Below are 20404 nucleotides of genomic sequence, written 5' to 3' on the forward strand. Positions count from 1 at the left end.
CGCGCACGACAGGAGCAAGGACATGCAGCACCGCATCGTCGTCCTCGGAGCCGGATACACCGGAGCCATCGCCGCCGGCCGCCTCGCCAAGCGGCTGCGCCGCGAGGACGTCGCCATCACCCTCGTCAACGCCGAGCCCGACTTCGTCGAACGCGTCCGCATGCACCAGCTGGCGACCGGACAGGACCTCAAGCCCCGGCCGTTCAGCGAGATGTTCGCGGGCACCGGCGTCGAGCTGAGGCTCGCGAAGGTCACCGGCGTCGACGTCGACCGCAAGACCGTCACCGTCATCGACGCGAACGGCGCAGGCCCGATCGCGCCGTTCGAGTCCGGCGCGGCCTCGATCGCGCCCGAGTCCGGCGCAGCCTCGATCGCGCCCGAGTCCGGCGCAGAAGAACTCGCCTACGACACGCTCGTCTACGCCCTCGGCAGCGGCTGGAACGCCCAAGGCGTCCCCGGGACCGCCGAGCACGCCTATGAGATCGCCAGCCGCCCCGGAGCACTTCGGCTGCGCGAGCGCCTGGCCCGCCTCGACGCCGGGCAGAGCGTGGTCGTCGTCGGCGGCGGCCTCACCGGCGTGGAAGCCACGACCGAGATCGCCGAGGCCCGCCCGGACCTCGACGTCACCCTCGCCGCCCGCGCCGGCCTCGGCGACTGGCTTTCGCCCAAAGGCCGCGAGCACCTGCGGAAGGTCTTCAGCAAGCTCGGGATCACCGTGCACGAGCACGCCGCCGTCACCGGTGTCGAAGCGGACCGCGTCGCCACCGCCGACGGCACGGCCATCCCGGCCGCGGTCACCGTGTGGACCGCCGGCTTCGCGACCCACCCGATCGCGAAGGCGACCACGCTGGAGGTCACCGGCAGCGGCCAGATCGTGGTCGACGGGACCATGCGCTCGGTCTCACACCCGGACGTGTACGCCGTCGGCGACGCGGCCATGGTGATGGGCCCAGGGGACAAGCCGCTGCGGATGTCGTGCGCCTCGGGAATTCCGACCGCGTGGCAGGCCGCCGACGCGATCGCGGCGCGCCTGACCGGCGGGAAACTCCCGAACACGCCGATCCGCTACTTCAACCAGTGCATCTCACTGGGCCGCAAGGAGGGTTTGATCCAGTACGTCACCGCCGACGACCGCGCCGTACCGGCGGTCCTGGCCGGACGGCTCGCCGCCGTCTACAAGGAGCTGGTCTGCAAAGGCGCCGCCTGGGGCGTGGCCAACCCGACGCTCGGGCTGCCGACCCGGCGCCGCCGCGTCACGCGGGAGCGGACCGCGGCGGGCTCAGCCGTCAAGGCGACGGCGTAGAGCACGAAGCGAAGCAAGCGCCCTCGATACGAGGGCGCTTCGCTGTCGGTCTTCGCGCTATCGCTCGTAGGAGAGGCCTCAGGAGTGCGGGTCGTCAGTGGTGGTAGGCATGAATGACCGCATGGCCCTTCCCCCGTCCGATGATCCACTTGTTGATCGGCCACGTGACGAGGAACGCGACCAACAGCGCGAAGGCCAGCGCACCCCAGAACAACACAGAGGCGAGACCGGCGTCCATGGCGCCCGGAACGATCACCATGACGCCGTTGTCGACGATCTCCATGACGAGGATCGACAGCGTGTCCGCGGCCAGCGCGAGCCGCAGCGCCTTACGCCAGTCCACGCCGGCACGGAACAGGCCACGCAGCGTGAGCGCGTACCCGAAGATGAACGCCAGGACGACGGCCAAAATGATGCTGGGCACGTCATGCCAGCCCAGCGCGGTGGCGATCACCATGCCGAGGACCTCGCCAATGGCGCAACCGGTGAGGCAGTGCAGCGTCGCCGACGCGGCCGCTCCCCAGGTCACCTTCATCTGGTGCGCTTCATGATCATCGCTCTGAGAGCGATGGTGATCATGCGAGTCGTGATCCCGGTGTTCATGGCCAGCGTGGTGAATTGATTCAGACATTGCTACCTTCTAGGTCGATCAAGCGCATCTGGGCGACAACTTATACCCCACCTGGGTATCGATGCAAGTAGAGATCGCGGCAGGCCGGAAGGCCTTGGGTCTACGATGATCAATAGGAAGCATCGTTTCGTGACCGTTACGGACGGTCAGCTAACAGCCTCTTCCCAGCCGCTCGACCATGCTTATGGCCTATATAAGAGCAGCTCAGAGGCATAAACGGCCTCATAAAGGAGCCGTGCAGCGGAATTACGGAGTTTACATATTGGGCACTTGTATCTACGGAAAACCTCTATAGAGTCGCATGAAACACCCGTTCGCCCACCGCGGCGGCGATCTCGACCTCTTATACCCCCGGGAGGTTCCGTGTACCGGCAATCGAGGATGTTCATCGCGATGGCGGCCGCACTCTGGTTAGCTCTGGCCGGGTGCGGCGCGGGTACCGAGCCTCCACAGAGCGGGAAGACCTCCACTGCCGCCAAGAGCGTGACGATCGCCATCTCCTCGGATGAGGGGACGCTGACCCCGTTCACCAACCAGACCGGTTATCCGGGGAACAACCTGGTGAAGCTGATCTTCGACACGCTGGTCATCGTCCAGGGCGACGGGGTCACCCCGCTGCTGGCCAGGCAGATCCAGACCACCGACAACAAGGTCTTCACCATGCCGCTCAGGCAGGGCGTCACCTGGCACGACGGCAAGCCGCTGACCGCCGACGACGTGGTGTTCAGCGTCGAGTTCTACAAGAAGCACCTGGAGGGTGACTCCTCGATCGACGTGCGGCCGGTGGAGAGTGTGACCGCGAGCGGCGACACCGTGACGCTGACCCTCAAGGCGCCCGATCCGGAGTTCCCGCGGCGCATTCTGGCCGACATGGCGATCTTGCCCAAGCACCTGTGGGAGTCGGTGGAGAAGGTCGGCGAGGCCGGGACCGACAAGGCGATCGGCACCGGCCCGTACAAGCTCACGCAGTACGACAACGCCCGCGGCTACACGCTGACCGCCAACGCCTCCTATGCCATGGGCAAGCCGAAGGCCGACACCGTGAAGATCGTCGTCATTCCGGAGGAGTCCACGCAGTTCGCCGCCCTGCGCACCGGCGAGATCCACCTGTCCACCCGTATCGTGCCGCCGCAGCAGCTCCAGGCGCTGGAGCGGCAGCCGAACATCGGCGTGGTGAAGGGCACCGAGTTCGCCTCGACGCTGCTGGCCTTCAACACCACCAGGGCCCCGTTCGACAAGCCGGAGGTCCGGCGCGCGCTGGCGAAGGCGATCGACGTGACCGACCTGGTCAAGACGGCCCTGCTCGGCCAGGGCACGCCCGGCAACCCGGGCTTCATCCACGCCGAATCCCCCGTCAAGCCCGACAGCCTCGCCCCGCTCTACGACGTCGAAGCGGCCAAGCGTGAGCTCGACGCGCTGGGGGCCAAGCCGGGCGCCGACGGGATCCGGGTGCTCGACGGCAAGCCCATGTCGTACGAACTGCTGGTCCAGAGCACCTCCACCGACCGGCTGCGTAGCGCGGAGCTGATCCGCGACATGCTCAAGGCAGTGGGTGTGGCCGTGAAGGTGTCCTCGCTCGACCCCGACTCGCTGGATGCGAAGGTGTGGCCCGACTACGACGTACGCAAGGGCCGCAACTACGACATGTCCATGTGGGGCTGGTCCGCTCCGGTGATGCTGAGCAGCGGCACCATTGCCCAGCTGGTCGCCTCGGACCCGGAGGACGGCTCCCTCAACATCGTCGGCTTCAAGGACGACCAAGTGGACTCCGTCGTGAAGACCCTCACCTCAGCCTTCACCATGGAGGACAGGACGGCGGCGGCCAAGCAGCTCCAGGCGCAGATCGCCGAGCAGATGCCGTTCCTGACGCTCTACTACCGCAACGGCGCCTACGCCTTCCGCAAGGACGTCTACAGCGGCTGGGCCTGGCAGAACGGCTCGGCGGTGCTCAACAAGTTCTCCCTCGTCGAGTTCAAGCCGTGATGCCCTGGCGATATGCGGCGGGCAGGCTGGCCGAGTACGCCGCCGTGCTGGTGGTGGCGCTCACGCTGAACTTCGCCCTGCCCCGCGCCCTGCCGGGCGGCCCGCTGAAGTCGTTCGGCAGCCCGGAGGCGCTCGCGAGGCTGACTGACGACGAACGGGCGCAGATCGCCACCCAGTACGGCTTCGGCAAGCCCCTGCACGAGCAGTTCCTCGACTACCTCGGCGGCGTCTTCACCCTCGACCTCGGCACCTCACTGTCCGACGGACGGCCGGTGACACAGGCGCTGGGCGAGGCGTTGCCGTGGACATTGCTGCTCGTTGGCACCAGCATCATCTGCACTGCGCTGGTGGGCGTGACGTTCGGTGTGCTGGGTGCGCTGCGCCGGCGCGAAGGCAAGGGTTCGGGGCTGCTCGGCACGGCCATCGTGCTCGACTCGTTTCCCCAGTTCTGGCTGGGGATGCTGCTCATCGTCCTGTTCGGCGTGCAACTCCAGTTGCTGCCGACCTTCGGGGTGTCGGGCGTCGAAGGCGTGACGGTCTCCGGGGTGTTGCTGCATCTGATTCTGCCGGTGACCACCATGACGCTGACCGGGATGGGCTACCTGTTCCTCTACACCCGCTCGTCGCTGCTGACGGTGTTGACCAGCGAGCCGATCCAGCACGCGCACGCCCGAGGCGTCCCTTATGGGCGGCTTGTCAGGCGGCATGCGTTGCGGCCCGCCCTGCTGCCCGTGCACACGATCCTCATGATGGAGATCGGCTTCCTGGCCGCGGGCTCGATCGTGGTGGAGACCGTCTTCGCCTATCCGGGGCTCGGCCGGCTGACCTTCGACGCGATCACGGCCCGCGACTATCCACTGATGCAGGGCGCGTTCCTGGTGCTGACGCTGATGGTCGTGCTGATGAACGCGGTGGCCGACGCCACCTACCCGCTGCTCGATCCACGCGCCAGAACCGGAGGCGGCCCATGATGTTCCTGCGCGCCCGCCGCCGCAGCCTCCTCGGCACGCAAGGGCTGATCGGCGCCGGCATCCTTGTCGCGATCGTCGGCGTCGCCCTTTACGGCACGCTGCTGCCCGACGACGCGGGCCGCGCCCGGGTGGCGCAGCCCTACGCCCCTCCGGGAGCGGGGCTGCCGCTCGGAGCCGACGATCTCGGCAGGAACCTCCTCGACCAGCTCATCGTCGGCGCCGGCACCTCGCTGAGCCTGGCGTTCATCGTCGCCGCGGCCACCACCGCGCTCGCGGCGCTGGTGGGCGGGGCGGCCGGGATCGGGCCGCGGTGGTTGTCGGCCACGCTGATGCGCGGCACGGACGTCATGCTGGTGCTGCCCGAGCTGATCCTCTACATTCTCGCGGCGGCCTTCCTCGGCCAGTCCTTCGGCACACGGGTGACGATCCTGGCCCTGATCCTCTGGCCGGTCCCGGCCCGGGTGCTGCGGGCCGCCGTGCTGACCGCCTGGTCGCGCGGCCATCTGGAGGTGGCCTGCGCGATGGGGGCGCCCCGCTGGTGGCTGCTCCTGCGGCACGGCTCCTACCTGATCGGGCCGCTGCTCATCCCGGTCTTCGTCCGTACGGCGATGCGTGCCGTCATCTACGACGCGACCCTGTCGTTCCTCGGCCTCGGGGACCCGACCGCGCCGAGTTGGGGCACCACGCTGTTCTGGGTGCAGACCAACGGCGTGTTCCTGTCGGAGGCCTGGCTGTGGTGGGCGCTGCCACCGGGCGCCGCGATCACGCTCACCGTGCTGGCCCTCGCCCTCATCGGCGTCGCCGTCGAGGAACGACTCAACCCGGCACTCAGGGAGGCCGGCCGATGACGCTGTCACTGCGCGACCTCACGATCAGCTACGGCAACCTGACCGCGGTGGACCGGATCAGCCTGGACGTCGCGGAGGGCGAGGTCGTGGCGCTCGTGGGCGAGAGCGGCTGCGGCAAGACCTCGCTCGCCCGCGCCCTGCTCGGGCTGCTCCCCCGCACCGCTTCCATCACCGGCTCCGCGCAGCTCGGCGAGGACGAGCTGGCCGGGCGTACCGACTGGAAGGACATCCGCGGCCGCCGGGTCGCCATCGTGCCGCAGGGCGCGATGTCCGGCCTCAGCCCGGTGCACCGGATCGGCGCCCAGCTCACCGAGATGCTCACCCTGCACGGCGGCCACGCGGAACCGGCCGAGCTGCTGGAACGCGTCGGCCTCCAGCCGGCCATGCTGCGGTGTTATCCGCACGAGCTGTCCGGAGGCCAGCGGCAACGGGTCGCGATCGCCCTGGCCCTGGCGGGCGAGCCGCGGCTGCTGATCGCCGACGAGCCCACCACGGGGCTGGACGCGATCACGCAACGGCAGGTCCTCGCCCTGCTCGCGGGTCTCGGCACCACCATGCTCATCGTCTCGCACGACCTCGCCGGGCTGATGCCGTACGCGGACCGGGTGGCGGTCATGTACGCGGGCCGCCTCGCCGAGGTGCGCCCCGCCCGTACGCTGGCCGCCGAGCATGCCCACCCCTACACGGCGGGCCTGCTGACGGCCACGCCTGTCGCGGACCGGCAGGTGCCGTGGGGCAGCATCCCCGGCTCCGCGCCCGCGCTCGACCTGCTGCCGGAAGGGTGCCGGTTCGCCCCACGCTGTCCCCTGGCCACCAGCCTGTGCAGCGAGGAAGCGCCGCCGCTGCGCTCGCACGGCCCGGCGCAGGTGGCCTGTCACCACTACGACAAACCGGCATTCCCAGTGGTGCCGCGCGGCGACCATCCGCTGGGAGCTCCGGTGGTCAGCGTGGCCGGTGTCCATCATCGCTACCGGACGCGGACGAGGACCGTGGAGGCGCTGCGTGGCGTCGATCTCGACATCCACGCTGGAGAGATCGTCGCGCTGGTGGGCGAGAGCGGCTCAGGCAAGAGCACCTTGGCCAGGATCATGCTCGGTTTGCTGCGCCCGGCCGGCGGCCGGGTGGAGATCGCGGGTGAGGACCTGACCACGCGGCGGGGCCGTGCGCTGCGCCGCCTCCAGCAACGGATCGGCTTCGTCCACCAGGACCCTTACGACGCGCTCCACCCCGGGATGCGCGTCGCGAGCCTGGTGGCCGAACCCCTCGTGACGACCGGCGCACCACGGGAACAGCGAGCCGAGCGGGTGCGGGAGGCGGTGAGCGCCTCCGGGCTGCCGGTGTCGGACGAGTTCCTGCAGCGCTTCCCCGGTCAGCTGTCGGGCGGGCAGCGGCAGCGCGTGTCCATCGCCAGGGCGCTCGCCGCCGATCCCATCCTCCTGGTCGCCGACGAGGCCACCTCGATGCTGGACGTCTCCACTCGCGCCGGCATCGCCACCACGCTCCGCACGCTGGCCGTCGATCGCGGGCTCGCCGTCCTGTTCGTCACCCACGACCTGGGCGAGGCGGTGCAGTCGTGCGACCGGATCGTGGTGCTGCGCAGCGGCGCCGTCGTCGAGCACGGCCTGTCCGCCCACCTCGCCAGCGCACCTTCCCATCCGTACACGGCCCAACTGCTTGAAGCAGCTCAGACCTGACAAGGACGGACAGAGTGACGGACGTCTTCGCACGCCTGGAATCCTTCGGCGACCGCTTCCGCCTCCAGCGCGGGCTCGCGCCGGGAAAGGATTGGATCGCCTGCGACCAACTGCTGGATCCGTGGTCCGGCGAGCTGAAACAGGTGCTCGACGCCGAGCGACGGGCCAGCGGCCAGGTCTCCGATCACGCGACCGCACTGACCGTGATGGCGGTGTACGCGGGCACTGTGACCGCGGCCGCCGTGCTGGCCTGGGCCGTCGACGGCGTGGTGATCGACATGCGGCCGCACAACGTCGCCATCCGGCTCTCCCCGCATCACGGCTTCGAGGGCGTCGGGCTGCGCGAACCCACCGTCACCGACGCGCCCGTGGAGACCCTGGTCACGTGGGTGCTGGACGACCACCTGCTGCCCCTCGCCCAGGCCATGCACGTCCGCACCCGAGCCGGGTTACGCCAGCTCTACGGCGGCGTGGCCCACGGCTGCGCGGCCGCCTTCTGTATCGCGAGCCGGCGCGGCGGCGACGTCGACCAACTGGAGAGCGCCCACCAGACCTTTCTGGCCGCCGCCACCGGCGGGCTCGACCGCCTCGGCGAGCTGATCCGGCTCGTGGAAGGTGGCCGGGAAGGACTCTTCTACCTGCGCAACACCTGCTGCCTCTACTACACCTCTTCGGAGAAGGTGAAGTGCTCCAGTTGCTGCCTGGACACCGTCGACGACCGCGTGGCGAACTACCGGCGGGTGCTCGCCGACGGTGTAGTCCCACATTGATGGGCAGGGGGATCAATATCCGAGCCCTGCCCATCACACCCGGCAAACTGCTGTAGCACGCATCTGCGTCCCCGCCCGGGCGCAGGTCGCGCCCGGGCGGGTCAGACATCAGAGCCGATCAAGGATCTTCTGAAGGTCCTCCACCTCGGCTTGCTGAGCGGTCTCGATGGTCTTGGCCAGTTCCTTGGCCTCCGGATTCGAGCCGTCGGTCTGCTCGGTGCGGGCCATCTCGATCGCTCCGTTGTGGTGGGCGATCATCTGCTGGGCGAACAGCTCGTCGAACTCCGTACCCTTGGCCGCCTCGAGCTTCTTCATCTCCTCCTCGGACATGACACCCGGCATCTCATGGCCCATGCCACCCTCGGGCGCGGCCTTGCCCCACCCGGTCAGCCAGGCCTTCATGGTCTGGATCTCCGGGTCCTGAGCAGCCTTGATCTTGACGGCGAGCTCCTTGATCTCCGGATCGCTCGCCCGCGTCGCCGCGAGGTCGGCCATCTCGACCGCCTGCTCGTGATGCGGGATCATCATCTGCGCGAACGTGACGTCCGCGTCGTTGAAGGCGGCGGACGGCGAAGCGCCGGCGGTGGTGGCGGCAGGCGCGCTGCTGCTGCTCATCCCCTCATGTCCCGCCATGGAGTCGCCGCTACTCCCGCAGGCGGTCAGCAGAGCGAGGGCACCCGCGGCAGCGGCGAAGGACAGCTTGCGGTTGATACGCATGGTCGTTTGATCTCTCGATGTTGTCGGAACGTTCGGCCTGTCGTGCGGACGGCTGCCTCAGAGCTCGTCCGCAGGTCATCGGCCTATATGCGCAATATCGAGAGACTTGCCAGATTCACGGACGTGGGCTTCGGCGGAGGGCGGGCCACCCGCCGCACCGATGGCAGCACCCCGCTGCTGTCCCCGAGTCGTCGCCGCACTCGGATCCAGGCAGCGATCAACAACACGACCATGAGCGAGGACAGGATGGCCAGGCACACGCTGGTCGGGTCGAGTCCAGGCATCTTCTGCTCGGGAACGAATGCCTGCAGTCCCGCTGGAACGGTGAGAGGGGGCTCTTGAGCGACGCCCATGCCGTGGGCATCCGGTGGCGAGCCAGCGTGCCCGCCGTCCACGTGTCCCAGGGTGTGCATGCCGCCCACGCCTAGGGCGAGGGCGACGAGCAGGAGACCGCGCGCGACCCGCAACGCTAGGCGTCGCCGCACGACTCCCATCAGCCCCTCCTCTGATGATCGGCGTATTCCAAATCCCATAGTACTAACGAGTCTCGTAGTACTGGCCGAGCCGGCCGGGTGCCGTCATGGGAAGGTACGGCCCCCGACCGGCCACCGTTCACCAATGGAAGCCGCTTCCACCGGGCGTCAGGTCAGGCGGAGGTCAGCTCGTAGCCCGCCTCCTCGACAGCGTCGCGGACAAGCGCCTCGTCAATGGGCGCGTCCCCCGTCACGATCACCTTGCCGGTGGCGAGGTCCACATCCACGGCCGTCACGCCAGCAATGCCACCCGAACCACCATAACCCCCTAGGGGTATATGAGACATAAATCACGCTAAATCCTATACCCCGTAGGGGTATTCTCCTCCGCATGAGAGAGCTGAATGTCATCGCGGTCGTCGGAGCGTCCCTGGCCGGTCTGCGTGCCGTCCAGGCACTGCGACGAGAGGGCTTCGACGGAACGATCATGCTGATCGGCGGGGAAAGGCATCTCCCCTACAACCGCCCGCCCCTGTCCAAGAGCATGCTCAAGGGCGACGACGAGATCATGCTGCCCGGCGCGGAGGAACTCGGCGACCAGTGGTTGAAGGGACGGCGTGCACACTCTGCGCACGATCGAAGATTCCCTGGCTCTGCGTGCCGAACTGGCCACTGGCCCCGGCAACGTGGTGGTCATCGGCGGCGGGTTCATCGGCGGGGAGGTCGCCTCGACCGCCCGCTCCCTCGGCCTGCCGGTCACCCTCGTGGACGCGTCCCCGTACCCGATGGAGAGGGTCCTGGGCACAGAGGCGGCGCGCTGGCTCGCGGGCCATCACCGGGACAACGGCGTCGACCTGGTGAGCGAGGCCCGCGTGACCGGATTCGACGGAACCGGACGGGTGACAGGGATACGGCTGAGCAACGGCCGCACGCTACCCGCCGATCTGGTGGTCGCGGGCATGGGCGTGGTGCCGAACACCGACTGGCTGGAGGGCAGCGGGCTGGCGCTGAGCGATGGCGTGGTCTGCGACGAGCGCCTGTTCGCCGTAGGTGCGCCGGACGTGGTGGCCGCCACCCATGTGCACGGGGCCCGCGTCCAGATCGCGGGCCTGCCGCACCTTGCCGACACCAGCCGCGTCGTCGCCGGATCGCCGGAGGAGAACCGCTTCGCGGTGGCCTTCGCCAGAGATGGTTTGCTCGTCGGCGGGGTCGCGGTGAACGCCCCAAAGGACCTGATCCGCGTCAAGCGCGCCATCATGGCCGGCGACCGCCTGGACACCCTGGCATAGCGCGAATGCACGCCTACCCGCTTGTCTACGACCGCCGGTAGCATCAAACGAACGGCGGGTAGAGGGGACTGGTAGATGGTGCGTGGTCTGGGGGAGCTCGAATCCGCGATCATGGATCGCATGTGGGCCATCAACGCGCCCGCCTCGGTCAGGGACGTCCTGGAGCACCTGCGGAAGAACCGCGCCTTGGCCTACACGACGGTGATGACCGTGATGGACAAGCTCCACACCAAGGGCCTGCTCAAGCGCAAGCCGGTCGGCCGGGCGTACATCTACGAGGCGGTGTCGTCGAAGGAGGCCTACACCGCCGACGTGATGCGCGAATCCCTGGCCAAGAGCGGCAACAGGGCGGCCACGTTCGTGCACTTCCTCGAACGACTTACCCCTGACGAGGCCAGCGCCTTGGAAGCGGCGCTCCAGGTGTACCCGCCGAGGGGACGCAGCTCGTGACGGTGGCGATCGCCCTCGCGGCGTACGCCGCTTTCGCCGCCGTGGCACTGCCGCGGCTGCTGCGGCGGGCCGCTTGGACCGACCGAGCGCCCCGGCTGGCCATCGCCATGTGGCAGGCGGCGGGCGCCTCGGTGGTGGTCTCGGTGCTGCTGTCAGCGTTTGCCATCGCCGTCCCCGCCTCCGTGGTGGGGCACGGCCTGGCCGCGCTGTTCGAGGCCTGCGCGGCCCTGCTGGGCCACGGAGCGACATTGAGCACGACGAGCGCCCGGATCGGCCTGCTCATCGGTGGACTGGTCCTGGCGCGGCTTGCCTATACCGGTGGAGCCGTCCTGCTGAGCACGCGTCGCGGACGCCGACGGCATGCCGAGGCGCTCGCCCTGCTCGGCAGGCACGATCACGACCTCGGCGCGCTCGTGGTCGACTACAAGGAGCGCCTGGCGTACTGCCTGCCCGGCCGGAAGGGGCACGCCGTCATCACCACCGGGGCGCTGCGCTCGCTGGCGCCGGAGCAGGTCACCGCCGTGCTCGCCCATGAGCAGGCACACCTGCGCGGGCACCACCACCTGGTGCTGGCCGCCGCCGAGGCCCTGGCGCGGGCGTTTCCCCGCATCCCGCTGTTCGATCAGGCGCGGGCAGAGATCGCCCGCCTGGTCGAGCTGCTGGCCGACGATGAGGCCGCACGCCATCACCCGCGCATCCACATCGCGGCGGCCCTGGTCCGGTTGGCGACGGGACGAGTTCCCGCATTCGCGCTGGGCGCGGGCGGGGAAACGGCGCTCATCCGCGTGCGCCGGATGTTGCATCCGCAGGCGCCGCTCGAATGGCGCGAACGCCTCTCGGGGCTCTTGGCGGTGACAGCGCTGCTCGCCGGTCCCACCGCCCTGGCCGCAGCCCCCGGTCTGGGCGCCTTTCTCGCCCACCACTGCCATTCCTTCCTCATCACGCTTTGATCTTCTACGAAGGGCGATAGTAGCGGGTAGTAGACTCGCACCCATGAGGTGTGTGAGTCGGCGGCTGCGCACAAGCGCCGCAGGCGTGGCGCTTGTGGCGGCCCTAGCGGGCTGTGGTCAAGCGGCGCCGGAGCACGACGGGCAGGCCGACCCCGAACCGGGTGTGGGCCATGTCCACGGACTCGGCCTCGATCTCGCTGACGGCAGCCTTTACGTCGCGGGACACCACGGACTGTTCAAAGTCACGTCGCCGACGACGATCGCCCGGGTCGCCGACCGCGACCAGGACCACATGGGCTTCACCATCGCCGGCCCGAAGACCTTCCTGGCCAGCGGGCATCCTTCCGCCGAGGAGGTCTCGCCGGAACGCCCACCACACCTCGGCCTTATCAAGTCGACGGACGCGGGTGTCACCTGGAAGGTGATCTCGGCGGACGGCTCCGCGGACTTCCACTCCATCCAGCCAGCCGGCGACAACCTGTACGCCTTCGACAGCCAGACCTCGAAGGTCTGGCGAAGCTTCGACGGCGGCGCCACCTGGACGCAAGGCACCGAGGAGAAGGTGATCGACCTCGGGGCCGGCGCCGAACAGCCCTCGCGCATCTACGCCACCACACCAGACGGGCTGAAGGTGAGCGAGGACGGCGGCGTGAACTTCACCGACGTGGCGAAGGCACCCCTGCTCAGCCACGTGGACGTGCTCCGCGGCGAGGTACTGGTTGGGGCCGGAGCCGACAGGAAGATCCACACCAGCCAGGACGGCGGCAAGAGCTGGTCGGCCGTCGGCGAGCTCCCTGGCCAGGCGACCGCGTTCACGGCCGTGAACCGGCAGCGCCTGCTGGCCGCCATGGAGGACGGGACGGTCCTGGATTCCAAGGACGGCGGCAAGACCTTCACCACGGCTTTCGCCCCTACCGGCTGAGCGCCGCCGTCAGACGGCCAGACTGCGATGCCGCCCGCCTGCCGGCCGCCGGCCGGGCTACCTCAGCAACCCAGTCAGGATGACCTTGACGAGTCGGTGGGTGGCGGCCTCGGACGGCAGTTCACCGGCCGCCGATACGGCGTGGAGGCAGTAGGTTGCGAGCTCGTCCGGCGCGACGTCATCGCGGAACACCCCGCTCCGCACGCCTTCCGCCAAGACGTCACGGATCATGTCGTGGAGCTGTCGCTGTGCTCGTGCAACCTGCTCGTCGCGGTGCAGGTGCGCCATGAGCGCACCATCGCCGTGCGCCCGGGACCGCTGGGTGATGTGCGCGTACGCCTCCAGCACGGCTTGCAGCCGCGTGTCAGGGCCGCCAGCCTGGTCGCGGACACGAGCGAGTTGTCCGAGATGAGCGGTGATCTGCCGCTCGTGCCAGGCCAGCAGGATCGTTTCGACGTCCGGGAAGTACTTGTAGAGGGTCGCGCGCCCGATCCCGACCTGCTCCGCGATCTGGGACATCGTGACCGACCGCAGCCCGTGCTCGGCCACGAGTGCCGAAGTGCGGTCGAGGATCGCATCACGTACATCACGGCGATGCGCCTCGATCGTCTCATTCCACAGCCTGGGCATGCTTTGAGCATACGACACAAAAGGATCAATACACAATGTATTGATATAGACGGAGTGTTTTGTAAACATAGGCCTACGCAGGCCGACAATCCATGGAGGACAGCCATATGGCTGATGAACGCGACCGCGCCGACAGCGATGTCGGCATGCCACGCTGGGTGAAGGTGACGGGGATCATCGCCGCCGTTCTGGTCCTGCTCTTCGTCGTCCTGCTGCTCACGGGTGAGCACGGGCCCGGTCGCCACTCCGCTGCGACGTCGGCGGTCGCAAAACTCGTCACCTCATGAGGACCATGGCGCCCCCGCTCCGCAAACTGGTCCTCACCACGCACATCACCTCGTCGGTGGGCTGGCTCGGCGCCGTCCTCGCCTTCCTGGCCCTGGCTGTCATCGGCTTGACCAGTCAGGACGATCAGACCGTACGAGCCGTCTACCTGGTGATGGAGCCGGCCGCCTGGTACACCCTCATCCCGCTGGCCGTCGCCTCGCTGTTCACCGGCCTCGTCCAGTCCCTGGGAACCACGTGGGGCCTGTTCCGGCACTACTGGGTCATCTTCAAGCTCCTGATCAACGTCGGCGCCATCGTCGTCCTGCTCATGTACACCGAGACGCTCGGCTATCTGGCAGGCCTCGCAGCAGCACCGGACACCGACCTGGGCCTGCTGCGAAACCCCTCCGTCCTCATCCACACCGTGCTCGCCCTGATGCTGCTGCTAGCGGCCACCGTGCTGGCGGTGTACAAGCCGCGCGGCCGCACACGGTACGCGCTCAGGACACGCCCCACCGCATCCAGAACTTCAGCGCCCCAGCGATGAGCCGTTTCCGCGCGCAATCCGCTTTGAGGAGGTCGAGCGCGATCAGCGCCAGCAGCGCACCGCCGGCGATCTGCAAGGCTTGGAGCGAGATGCCCAAGGCGTCGAGCAGATGGTTTCCGGCGACGGCGAAGACCGCCGCGATCCCCGCGGCCACCAGCACCGATACGCGGGCCGTCCGCCGTTGGGCCGACGGGCTCTGGAGCCGCGTCAGCGTCAGGAACACCGGAATCGCGGCGAGCGGATCGATTCCAAAGGGATGGCTCCGTCGCCGATCGGCGACGGAGCCCATTCCGAGTCGTTCTACTTGAAGCGGCGGAGCCGCAGGCTGTTGCTGACCACGAAGACGCTGGAGAACGCCATCGCGGCCCCTGCGATCATGGGGTTGAGCAGGCCGAGCGCGGCCAGTGGCAGGGCGGCCACGTTGTAGGCGAACGCCCAGAACAGATTGCCCTTGATCGTGCTGAGCGTCCTGCGCGACAGCCGGATGGCGTCGGCGGCCACCCGCAGGTCGCCTCTGACCAGGGTCAGGTCGGAGGCCTCGATGGCGGCGTCGGTGCCGGTGCCCATCGCCAGCCCCAGATCGGCCTGCGCCAGCGCGGCGGCGTCGTTGACGCCGTCGCCCACCATGGCCACGACCTTGCCCTCGTTCTGCAGTTCCTTGACGACGTCGACCTTGTCGGCGGGCAGCACCTCGGCGATGACCTCGTCGATGCCCACCTCGGCCGCCACCGCCTTGGCCACGGCCTCGTTGTCCCCGGTCAGCAGGACCGGGGTCAGGCCCAGCTTCCGCAACTGTGCGATGGCCTCGGCGCTGGTCGGCTTGACCACGTCGGCCACCACGAGCACCGCCCGCGCCCGACCGTCCCAGCCCACCGCGACCGCCGTGCGGCCGGCGGCCTGGGCGGCGTGCAGCTTTCGCTCCAGGTCGGGGGTGAGGTGCTGTGACCACTCCTCCAGCAGCCGGGGCCGGCCTACCAGGACCGCGTGCCCGTCGACGATGCCCTGCACACCGAGCCCTTCGACGTTGGCGAAGTCCTCCGGCGACGGGAGATCGCCGACGCGGGCGGCGGCGCCCTTGGCAACGGCCTGGGCGATCGGGTGCTCGGAGGCGTGCTCCAGCGCGCCGGCCAGGCGCAGCACCTCCTCCTCGCTCTCGCCGTCGGCCACGTGCACGTCAACCAGGGTCATCTTGCCTTCGGTGACCGTGCCGGTCTTGTCCAGCACCACGGTGTCGATGCGGCGGGTGGACTCCAGCACCTCCGGCCCCTTGATCAGAATGCCCAGCTGGGCACCCCGGCCGGTGCCGACCAGCAACGCGGTCGGCGTGGCCAGGCCGAGCGCGCACGGGCAGGCGATGATCAGCACCGCGACCGCCGCGGTGAACGCCGCGCCCACGCCGTCGCCCGTGCCGAGCCAGAAGCCGAGCGTGCCGAGAGCCAGCGCGATCACGATCGGGACGAAGATGCCGGAGATGCGGTCGGCCAGGCGTTGCACCTGCGCCTTTCCGGTCTGGGCCTCCTCGACCAGCTTGGCCATCTGGGCGAGCTGGGTGTCGGCGCCGACCCGGGTCGCGCGGACGATCAGTCGGCCGCCCGCGTTCACCGTCGCACCGGTCACCCCATCGCCAGGCTTGACCTCGACAGGCACGGACTCACCGGTGAGCATCGAGGCGTCCACCGCCGAGGTGCCTTCCTCGATCACGCCGTCGGTGGCGATCTTCTCGCCAGGACGGACGACGAACCGGTCGCCCACCGTGAGCTGCTCGACCGGGAGGCGCCGCCCGTCGGCCAGCTCCACCTCCTTGGCGCCCAGTTCCAGCAGCGCACGGAGCGCGGCGCCCGCGCGGCGCTTGGAGCGGGCCTCGAAGTAGCGCCCGGCCAGGATGAAGGCCGTCACCCCCGCCGCGGCCTCCAGGTAGATGTTGCCGGAGCCGTCGGTGCGCTCGATGGTGAACGCGAACGGGTGCGTCATTCCGGGGGTGCCCGCGGTGCCGAAGAACAGCGCCCACAACGACCAGCCCAGAGCGGCGATGGTGCCGATCGAGATCAGTGTGTCCATCGTCGCGGCGCCGTGCCGCAGGTTGGTCCAGGCGGCCTTGTGGAACGGCCAGCCCGCGTACACCACCACCGGTGCGGCCAGCACCAGCGACAACCACTGCCAGTTCGTGAACTGCAACGGCGGGATCATCGCCATCGCGATCACCGGCACCGCCAGCACAATGGAGGTGATGAGGCGGTTACGCAGAGGCTGGAGCTCGTCCTCCGGCTCCTGCTCGGCCGATTCCGCCTTGGGCGGCGCCGGGAGCGCGGCGGTGTAACCGGCCTTCTCCACCTCGGCGATCAGCTGCTGCGCATCGACGCTCTCGGGGAAGGTGACCTTCGCCTTCTCCGTCGCGTAGTTGACCGTCGCGGTCACGCCGTCCATCTTGTTGAGCTTGCGTTCGATGCGGTTGGCGCAGGATGCGCAGGTCATGCCGCCGATCGAGAGCTCGACCGCGTTGGTCCGGTCATCGGTGAGGGAGGACATCACCGTTCTCCTTTCTCTCGCTCAGTGGCCGTGACTGTCGTCGCTGTGCCCAGAGGATGTGGGCGTGGGAGTCGGGATCGCCGGCCGCTGGCCCGCGCCGAGCGTGAAGTCGGCGGTGCGGACCTTGCCGTCATGCTGGAAGTCCAGGAAGAGCCGGTAGTCACCGACACTGGGCACCTCGGCATAGAAGACGATCTCGGGTCCGGCCGGGGTCTTGCCGTCGCCGGGCTCGCCGTCCGGGTGAACGTGCAGGTAGGCCAGGTCCCGGGCGCGCAGGGCCACCAGATGCCCGTAGGCGCCGAGGTAGGGCTGCAGGTCCGTCACGGGCTTGCCGTCCTTGCTGACCTTGAGGGTGAGCTTGCTGGATTGCCCAGGTGTCAGGTCGCCGTCGAGGGTGACAGTGTAGCCGTCCACTTCCGCCGTCCGGCTGACCTCGGGCAGGGCTTTGGGTGCGTAATCGCCGTCGACCAGCAGGTCTGTGCCGAGCGTCAGGCCGCTCCCGCCCGTGGGGACGAAGTCGGCGAAGGCGCGATAGGCGCCTGGGCCGTCCAGCGTGAGTTTCACCGACCAGATGCCATCGGGTGTCATCTCGGGGTGCAGGTGCTGGAAGCTGCCCAAATCCCGGGAGACCACAATCAAATGCAGCTTCTTATCGTGCTCAACCTTGTAGTCGGTGACTGGCTTGCCGTCAGGACCGGTCACGGTGAAACGGAAGTCCGTCGGCTCGCCGGCCTTGATGGTGGTCAATGGGCTGAGGGTATAGCCGTTCTCGGACACTTGGAGCCCCCCGGGGGTATCGCTCTTCGCCTGCTCGGTGGCGTGCTCCCCGTGTCCCGCGCTCGCCGTCGGCGTCGCCATGGTCGTCATCGCGGCGTGATCCTCGGCCTGGGGCGTCCCGACCGGCCCCACCACCTTGCCCACGCCCAGGGCGCCGCCGAAGACGACGGCGAGCCCCAGGACGTAGGAACCGAGCTTGACTGCGGTGTTCACGGGTTCGCCACCTCATATCCGGCCTCCTCGACCGCGGCGACGATCTTCGCCGGGTCGACGGGGGCGTCACTGTCCACGGTCAGCAGGCCGGTGGCCAGGTCCACCTCGACGTTGGTCACGCCGGCCACTTCGCTGACCTCTTCCTTGACCGAGCTGACGCAGTGGCCGCAGGTCATGCCCTTGACGGTGTAGGTGGCGGTGCTCATGGCGATCTCTCCTTCGATCAATGCGGTCAGGAACGGACAAGTCTGGCGATGGCGTCGGAGGCTTCCTTGATCTTTGCGTCGGCCTCCGGGCCGCCCTTCTTCGTGGCCTCGGCCACGCAGTGGGCAAGGTGCTCTTCGAGCAACGACAGGGAGAACGACCTCAGCGCGCTGGTGGCCGCCGACACCTGGGTCAGGATGTCGATGCAGTATTTGTCCTCGTCGACCATGCGCTGCAGGCCACGGATCTGCCCCTCGATGCGACGCAGCCTCATCGCCTGCTCATGCTTGCTATCGCTGTATCCGGCCATGTCAGTCCTCCATCGGGTTCGTTGCCCGTGACAACACCATACCCCCCTATGGTATTCCTGGCAACCCGAGGGGCGCACCTCCGCGACGCTGGGCGCCCTGCTGCCGACACTGCAGGCCCGATTCCCGTTGGGACCAGGACCGCCGGCGAGCCTGATCGTCGCGGTCCGTTCCATCGCGTCGTCGCTCACCCAGCCCTTCTTCGGCGCAATGGCGAAAGATCGCAGCCTGAGGCTCGTCAGAGCACCGGACGCACCGGCGAGCGCTGCGGGCGACATCGGGATGGTCATCCGGATTCGCGCTGGTCATCCCGGCGGCGCTGATGCCTGGCAGTCCTGTGGCGGCACCCAGAAGCCGATCGGACTTGACATATACCCCCCCGTGGTATTGATTAGCCGTCGCCCCTATACCCCTATCAGGTATATGAGTGCTGCTTAATACCCTACCCCGGTATGGACACTCGAGGAGATCACCCATGTCCGCACCATCCCCCCGGCGCTGGACCGCCCTGGCCCTGATCGCCACCGCCCAGTTCATGGTCATCATGGACACGTCGATCATCGGCGTGGCCCTCCCCCGCATCCAGGAAGACCTCGGCTTCTCCCAGGAGAACCTGTCCTGGGTGTTCAACGCCTACGTTGTCGCCTTCGGCGGGCTGCTCCTGCTCGGCGGCCGTCTGTCCGACCTGTTGGGCGCCCGCCGCCTCTTCGGGGCGGGCTGGGTCATCCTGCTCGCCGGCTCGCTGGTGGCCGGCATCGCCCCTGAGGTCTGGGTGGAGCTCACCGGCCGCGCCGTACAGGGCGTCGGCGCCGCCCTGATCGCCCCATCCGCCCTCACCCTCCTGATGATGCTGTTCGGCCACGACCCCAAGGAGCTCACCAAGGCCCTCGCCCTGTACGGCGCGGCCGCACCGGCAGGCGGCACCGCCGGAGTGTTCCTCGGCGGCGTCATCACCGAGTACCTCAGCTGGCCCTGGGTCTTCTACATCAACATCCCCATCGCACTCGTCGCGCTGCTGGCCACCGGCCCGCTGATGCCCGCCGCCCGGCCCCAGCGCGGCTCCGTCGACATCACGGGCGCACTGACCGTCACCCTCGGCCTCGGCGCCGCCGTCTACGCCATCGTCCGCGCACCGGAGATCGGCTGGGGCTCCGCGCAGACCTGGCTCGCGCTGGCCGGCGCCGTGGTGCTGCTCGGGGCCTTCATCGCCATCCAAGCCCGCCGCCGCGAGCCGCTCATGCGCCTGTCCATCTTCCGCACTCCGAACCTCGCCGCCGCCAACCTCACCCAACTGCTGCTCGGGGGCGCATGGATCCCGATGTGGTTCTTCCTCAACCTCTACCTGCAGCAGGTCCTCGGCTACAGCGCCTTCCCCAGCGGCGCCGCCCTGCTGCCGATGACCGTCCTCATCATGATCGGCATGATCGTCCTGGCGCCCCGGGCCATCAACCGGTTCGGCCCCAAGGCCACGACCGTCACCGGCCTGGCCCTGCTCGCCGCCGGCATGGCCTGGCTCGCACTGATCAGCCCGGACGGCAGCTTCGCCGCAGATGTCCTGCCCGCCAGCCTGGTGGCCGCCCTCGGCATGTCGCTGGCCTTCATCCCCTCCCTCGGCACCGCCATCTCCTCCGCCCGGCCCGAGGAAGGCGGCCTGGCCTCCGGCATCGTCAACACCAGCTACCAGGTCGGCTCCGCGCTCGGCCTGGCCGCCATGACCGCGGTCGCCGCCGCCAACGGCGCCGCACAACTCGGCAACCTGCCCGCCCTGACCAGCGGCTTCTCCGCCGCGTTCATCGGAGCCACCGGCATCGCCCTGGTGGGTGCGCTGCTCGCCGCAGCGACTCTGCGCTCCCCCACGTCCGTGCCCGCCGACGAGGTCGCGGCCTCGCGCGGCTGACCCTCCCCCTCACGGCGTGCCCCCGGCTCCGGCG

23 protein-coding genes and 1 pseudogene are annotated in these 20404 nt (G+C 68.9%); 14 read left to right on the forward strand and 10 right to left on the reverse strand.

Going from position 1 to position 20404, the window contains the following annotated elements; all coding sequences use genetic code 11:
- The first annotated feature begins 22 nt into the window (after positions 1-22).
- Entirely contained in the window at positions 23-1303 is a 1281-nt protein-coding gene (locus ACTWQA_RS36890; RefSeq protein ID WP_443163594.1) for an NAD(P)/FAD-dependent oxidoreductase, read from the forward strand.
- 94 nt (positions 1304-1397) lie between these two features.
- On the opposite strand, the gene ACTWQA_RS36895 is transcribed toward ACTWQA_RS36890, so the two are convergent.
- Positions 1398-1838, reverse strand: coding sequence for a DUF4396 domain-containing protein (locus ACTWQA_RS36895; protein WP_305919047.1), 441 nt, complete (start codon positions 1836-1838; stop codon positions 1398-1400).
- Between the two features lie 459 nt (positions 1839-2297).
- On the opposite strand from ACTWQA_RS36895, the gene ACTWQA_RS36900 reads away from it, so the two are divergent.
- From ACTWQA_RS36900 to ACTWQA_RS36920, 5 genes are read left to right on the forward strand one after another with little or no spacing between them, the layout of a single operon-like run.
- Complete coding sequence (locus ACTWQA_RS36900) at positions 2298-3917, forward strand: ABC transporter substrate-binding protein (protein ID WP_443163595.1); 1620 nt, start codon at positions 2298-2300, stop codon at positions 3915-3917.
- Positions 3917-4888: an ABC transporter permease gene (locus ACTWQA_RS36905; protein ID WP_443163596.1), complete on the forward strand. Its 972-nt coding sequence runs from the start codon at positions 3917-3919 to the stop codon at positions 4886-4888. The genes ACTWQA_RS36900 and ACTWQA_RS36905 overlap by 1 nt, the downstream gene beginning before the upstream one ends.
- Entirely contained in the window at positions 4885-5736 is an 852-nt protein-coding gene (locus ACTWQA_RS36910) for an ABC transporter permease (RefSeq protein WP_443163597.1), read from the forward strand. The genes ACTWQA_RS36905 and ACTWQA_RS36910 overlap by 4 nt, the downstream gene beginning before the upstream one ends.
- Positions 5733-7430, forward strand: a complete 1698-nt coding sequence (locus ACTWQA_RS36915) for an ABC transporter ATP-binding protein (RefSeq protein ID WP_443163598.1) — start codon at positions 5733-5735, stop codon at positions 7428-7430. The genes ACTWQA_RS36910 and ACTWQA_RS36915 overlap by 4 nt, the downstream gene beginning before the upstream one ends.
- Positions 7431-7444: 14 nt before the next feature.
- Positions 7445-8200: a (2Fe-2S)-binding protein gene (locus ACTWQA_RS36920; protein WP_443163599.1), complete on the forward strand. Its 756-nt coding sequence runs from the start codon at positions 7445-7447 to the stop codon at positions 8198-8200.
- Positions 8201-8308: 108 nt separating this feature from the next.
- On the opposite strand, the gene ACTWQA_RS36925 is transcribed toward ACTWQA_RS36920, so the two are convergent.
- The 3 genes from ACTWQA_RS36925 to ACTWQA_RS36935 all read right to left on the reverse strand — a co-directional run bounded on the left by ACTWQA_RS36925 (position 8309) and on the right by ACTWQA_RS36935 (position 9686).
- Positions 8309-8917 carry a DUF305 domain-containing protein gene (locus ACTWQA_RS36925; RefSeq protein ID WP_443163600.1) on the reverse strand — a complete coding sequence of 203 codons (609 nt, stop codon included), beginning with the start codon at positions 8915-8917 and terminating at the stop codon, positions 8309-8311.
- A gap of 83 nt (positions 8918-9000) precedes the next feature.
- Entirely contained in the window at positions 9001-9411 is a 411-nt protein-coding gene (locus ACTWQA_RS36930) for a hypothetical protein (RefSeq protein ID WP_443163601.1), read from the reverse strand.
- Positions 9412-9563: 152 nt separating this feature from the next.
- Positions 9564-9686, reverse strand: a complete 123-nt coding sequence (locus ACTWQA_RS36935) for a cation transporter (RefSeq protein ID WP_443163602.1) — start codon at positions 9684-9686, stop codon at positions 9564-9566.
- Between the two features lie 95 nt (positions 9687-9781).
- Here ACTWQA_RS36935 and ACTWQA_RS36940 point away from each other — a divergent pair.
- The 5 genes and pseudogenes from ACTWQA_RS36940 to ACTWQA_RS36960 form a co-directional block, all read left to right on the forward strand.
- Positions 9782-9946, forward strand: a pseudogene (locus ACTWQA_RS36940) (FAD-dependent oxidoreductase); the annotation flags it as partial.
- 61 nt (positions 9947-10007) lie between these two features.
- A complete protein-coding gene (locus tag ACTWQA_RS36945; protein WP_443163603.1) occupies positions 10008-10679 on the forward strand; it encodes an FAD-dependent oxidoreductase in 672 nt (223 codons plus the stop codon).
- A gap of 75 nt (positions 10680-10754) precedes the next feature.
- Positions 10755-11129, forward strand: coding sequence for a BlaI/MecI/CopY family transcriptional regulator (locus ACTWQA_RS36950; RefSeq protein WP_327585184.1), 375 nt, complete (start codon positions 10755-10757; stop codon positions 11127-11129).
- Positions 11126-12079: a M56 family metallopeptidase gene (locus ACTWQA_RS36955; protein WP_443163604.1), complete on the forward strand. Its 954-nt coding sequence runs from the start codon at positions 11126-11128 to the stop codon at positions 12077-12079. The genes ACTWQA_RS36950 and ACTWQA_RS36955 overlap by 4 nt, the downstream gene beginning before the upstream one ends.
- 43 nt (positions 12080-12122) lie before the next feature.
- Complete coding sequence (locus tag ACTWQA_RS36960) at positions 12123-13001, forward strand: F510_1955 family glycosylhydrolase (protein ID WP_443163605.1); 879 nt, start codon at positions 12123-12125, stop codon at positions 12999-13001.
- A 57-nt stretch (positions 13002-13058) separates the two neighbouring features.
- Here the strand turns inward: ACTWQA_RS36960 and ACTWQA_RS36965 are convergent, their stop codons facing one another.
- Positions 13059-13631 carry a TetR/AcrR family transcriptional regulator gene (locus ACTWQA_RS36965; RefSeq protein ID WP_443163606.1) on the reverse strand — a complete coding sequence of 191 codons (573 nt, stop codon included), beginning with the start codon at positions 13629-13631 and terminating at the stop codon, positions 13059-13061.
- 107 nt (positions 13632-13738) lie between these two features.
- Between ACTWQA_RS36965 and ACTWQA_RS36970 the strand changes: the two genes are divergently transcribed.
- Together ACTWQA_RS36970 and ACTWQA_RS36975 are read left to right on the forward strand one after the other, a co-directional pair.
- On the forward strand, positions 13739-13918 hold the full coding sequence (locus ACTWQA_RS36970; RefSeq protein WP_443163607.1) for a hypothetical protein: 180 nt from the start codon (positions 13739-13741) through the stop codon (positions 13916-13918).
- Positions 13919-13923: 5 nt separating this feature from the next.
- Entirely contained in the window at positions 13924-14445 is a 522-nt protein-coding gene (locus ACTWQA_RS36975; RefSeq protein ID WP_443163608.1) for a hypothetical protein, read from the forward strand.
- On the opposite strand, the gene ACTWQA_RS36980 is transcribed toward ACTWQA_RS36975, so the two are convergent.
- The 5 genes from ACTWQA_RS36980 to ACTWQA_RS37000 are packed head-to-tail and all read right to left on the reverse strand — an operon-like array spanning position 14399 to position 18475.
- On the reverse strand, positions 14399-14734 hold the full coding sequence (locus ACTWQA_RS36980) for a MarC family protein (RefSeq protein ID WP_443163609.1): 336 nt from the start codon (positions 14732-14734) through the stop codon (positions 14399-14401). The genes ACTWQA_RS36975 and ACTWQA_RS36980 overlap by 47 nt on opposite strands.
- An 11-nt stretch (positions 14735-14745) precedes the next feature.
- Positions 14746-16971, reverse strand: a complete 2226-nt coding sequence (locus ACTWQA_RS36985) for a heavy metal translocating P-type ATPase (RefSeq protein ID WP_443163610.1) — start codon at positions 16969-16971, stop codon at positions 14746-14748.
- A gap of 21 nt (positions 16972-16992) precedes the next feature.
- On the reverse strand, positions 16993-17961 hold the full coding sequence (locus ACTWQA_RS36990; protein WP_443163611.1) for a hypothetical protein: 969 nt from the start codon (positions 17959-17961) through the stop codon (positions 16993-16995).
- Positions 17958-18167 carry a heavy-metal-associated domain-containing protein gene (locus tag ACTWQA_RS36995; RefSeq protein ID WP_327585193.1) on the reverse strand — a complete coding sequence of 70 codons (210 nt, stop codon included), beginning with the start codon at positions 18165-18167 and terminating at the stop codon, positions 17958-17960. The genes ACTWQA_RS36990 and ACTWQA_RS36995 overlap by 4 nt, the downstream gene beginning before the upstream one ends.
- 26 nt (positions 18168-18193) lie before the next feature.
- Complete coding sequence (locus ACTWQA_RS37000; RefSeq protein ID WP_443163612.1) at positions 18194-18475, reverse strand: metal-sensitive transcriptional regulator; 282 nt, start codon at positions 18473-18475, stop codon at positions 18194-18196.
- A gap of 473 nt (positions 18476-18948) precedes the next feature.
- Between ACTWQA_RS37000 and ACTWQA_RS37005 the strand changes: the two genes are divergently transcribed.
- The gene (locus ACTWQA_RS37005; RefSeq protein ID WP_443163613.1) at positions 18949-20370 is read left to right on the forward strand and encodes an MFS transporter; all 1422 of its coding nucleotides are present in this window, start codon (positions 18949-18951) and stop codon (positions 20368-20370) included.
- The last annotated feature ends 34 nt before the right edge of the window (positions 20371-20404 follow it).

It is taken from the genome of Nonomuraea sp. 10N515B (assembly GCF_052245915.1).
Lineage (GTDB): Bacteria > Actinomycetota > Actinomycetes > Streptosporangiales > Streptosporangiaceae > Nonomuraea.

Coding starts and splice junctions, on each gene's coding strand:
- ACTWQA_RS36890 (WP_443163594.1), top strand. CDS start 23: ATGCAGCACCGCATCGTCGTCCTCGGAGCCGGATACACCGGAGCCATC.
- ACTWQA_RS36895 (WP_305919047.1), bottom strand. CDS start 1,838: ATGAAGGTGACCTGGGGAGCGGCCGCGTCGGCGACGCTGCACTGCCTC.
- ACTWQA_RS36905 (WP_443163596.1), top strand. CDS start 3,917: ATGCCCTGGCGATATGCGGCGGGCAGGCTGGCCGAGTACGCCGCCGTG.
- ACTWQA_RS36910 (WP_443163597.1), top strand. CDS start 4,885: ATGATGTTCCTGCGCGCCCGCCGCCGCAGCCTCCTCGGCACGCAAGGG.
- ACTWQA_RS36915 (WP_443163598.1), top strand. CDS start 5,733: ATGACGCTGTCACTGCGCGACCTCACGATCAGCTACGGCAACCTGACC.
- ACTWQA_RS36925 (WP_443163600.1), bottom strand. CDS start 8,917: ATGCGTATCAACCGCAAGCTGTCCTTCGCCGCTGCCGCGGGTGCCCTC.
- ACTWQA_RS36930 (WP_443163601.1), bottom strand. CDS start 9,411: ATGGGAGTCGTGCGGCGACGCCTAGCGTTGCGGGTCGCGCGCGGTCTC.
- ACTWQA_RS36950 (WP_327585184.1), top strand. CDS start 10,755: ATGGTGCGTGGTCTGGGGGAGCTCGAATCCGCGATCATGGATCGCATG.
- ACTWQA_RS36960 (WP_443163605.1), top strand. CDS start 12,123: ATGAGGTGTGTGAGTCGGCGGCTGCGCACAAGCGCCGCAGGCGTGGCG.
- ACTWQA_RS36965 (WP_443163606.1), bottom strand. CDS start 13,631: ATGCCCAGGCTGTGGAATGAGACGATCGAGGCGCATCGCCGTGATGTA.
- ACTWQA_RS36970 (WP_443163607.1), top strand. CDS start 13,739: ATGGCTGATGAACGCGACCGCGCCGACAGCGATGTCGGCATGCCACGC.
- ACTWQA_RS36975 (WP_443163608.1), top strand. CDS start 13,924: ATGGCGCCCCCGCTCCGCAAACTGGTCCTCACCACGCACATCACCTCG.
- ACTWQA_RS36980 (WP_443163609.1), bottom strand. CDS start 14,734: ATGGGCTCCGTCGCCGATCGGCGACGGAGCCATCCCTTTGGAATCGAT.
- ACTWQA_RS36985 (WP_443163610.1), bottom strand. CDS start 16,971: ATGTCCTCCCTCACCGATGACCGGACCAACGCGGTCGAGCTCTCGATC.
- ACTWQA_RS36995 (WP_327585193.1), bottom strand. CDS start 18,167: ATGAGCACCGCCACCTACACCGTCAAGGGCATGACCTGCGGCCACTGC.
- ACTWQA_RS37000 (WP_443163612.1), bottom strand. CDS start 18,475: ATGGCCGGATACAGCGATAGCAAGCATGAGCAGGCGATGAGGCTGCGT.
- ACTWQA_RS37005 (WP_443163613.1), top strand. CDS start 18,949: ATGTCCGCACCATCCCCCCGGCGCTGGACCGCCCTGGCCCTGATCGCC.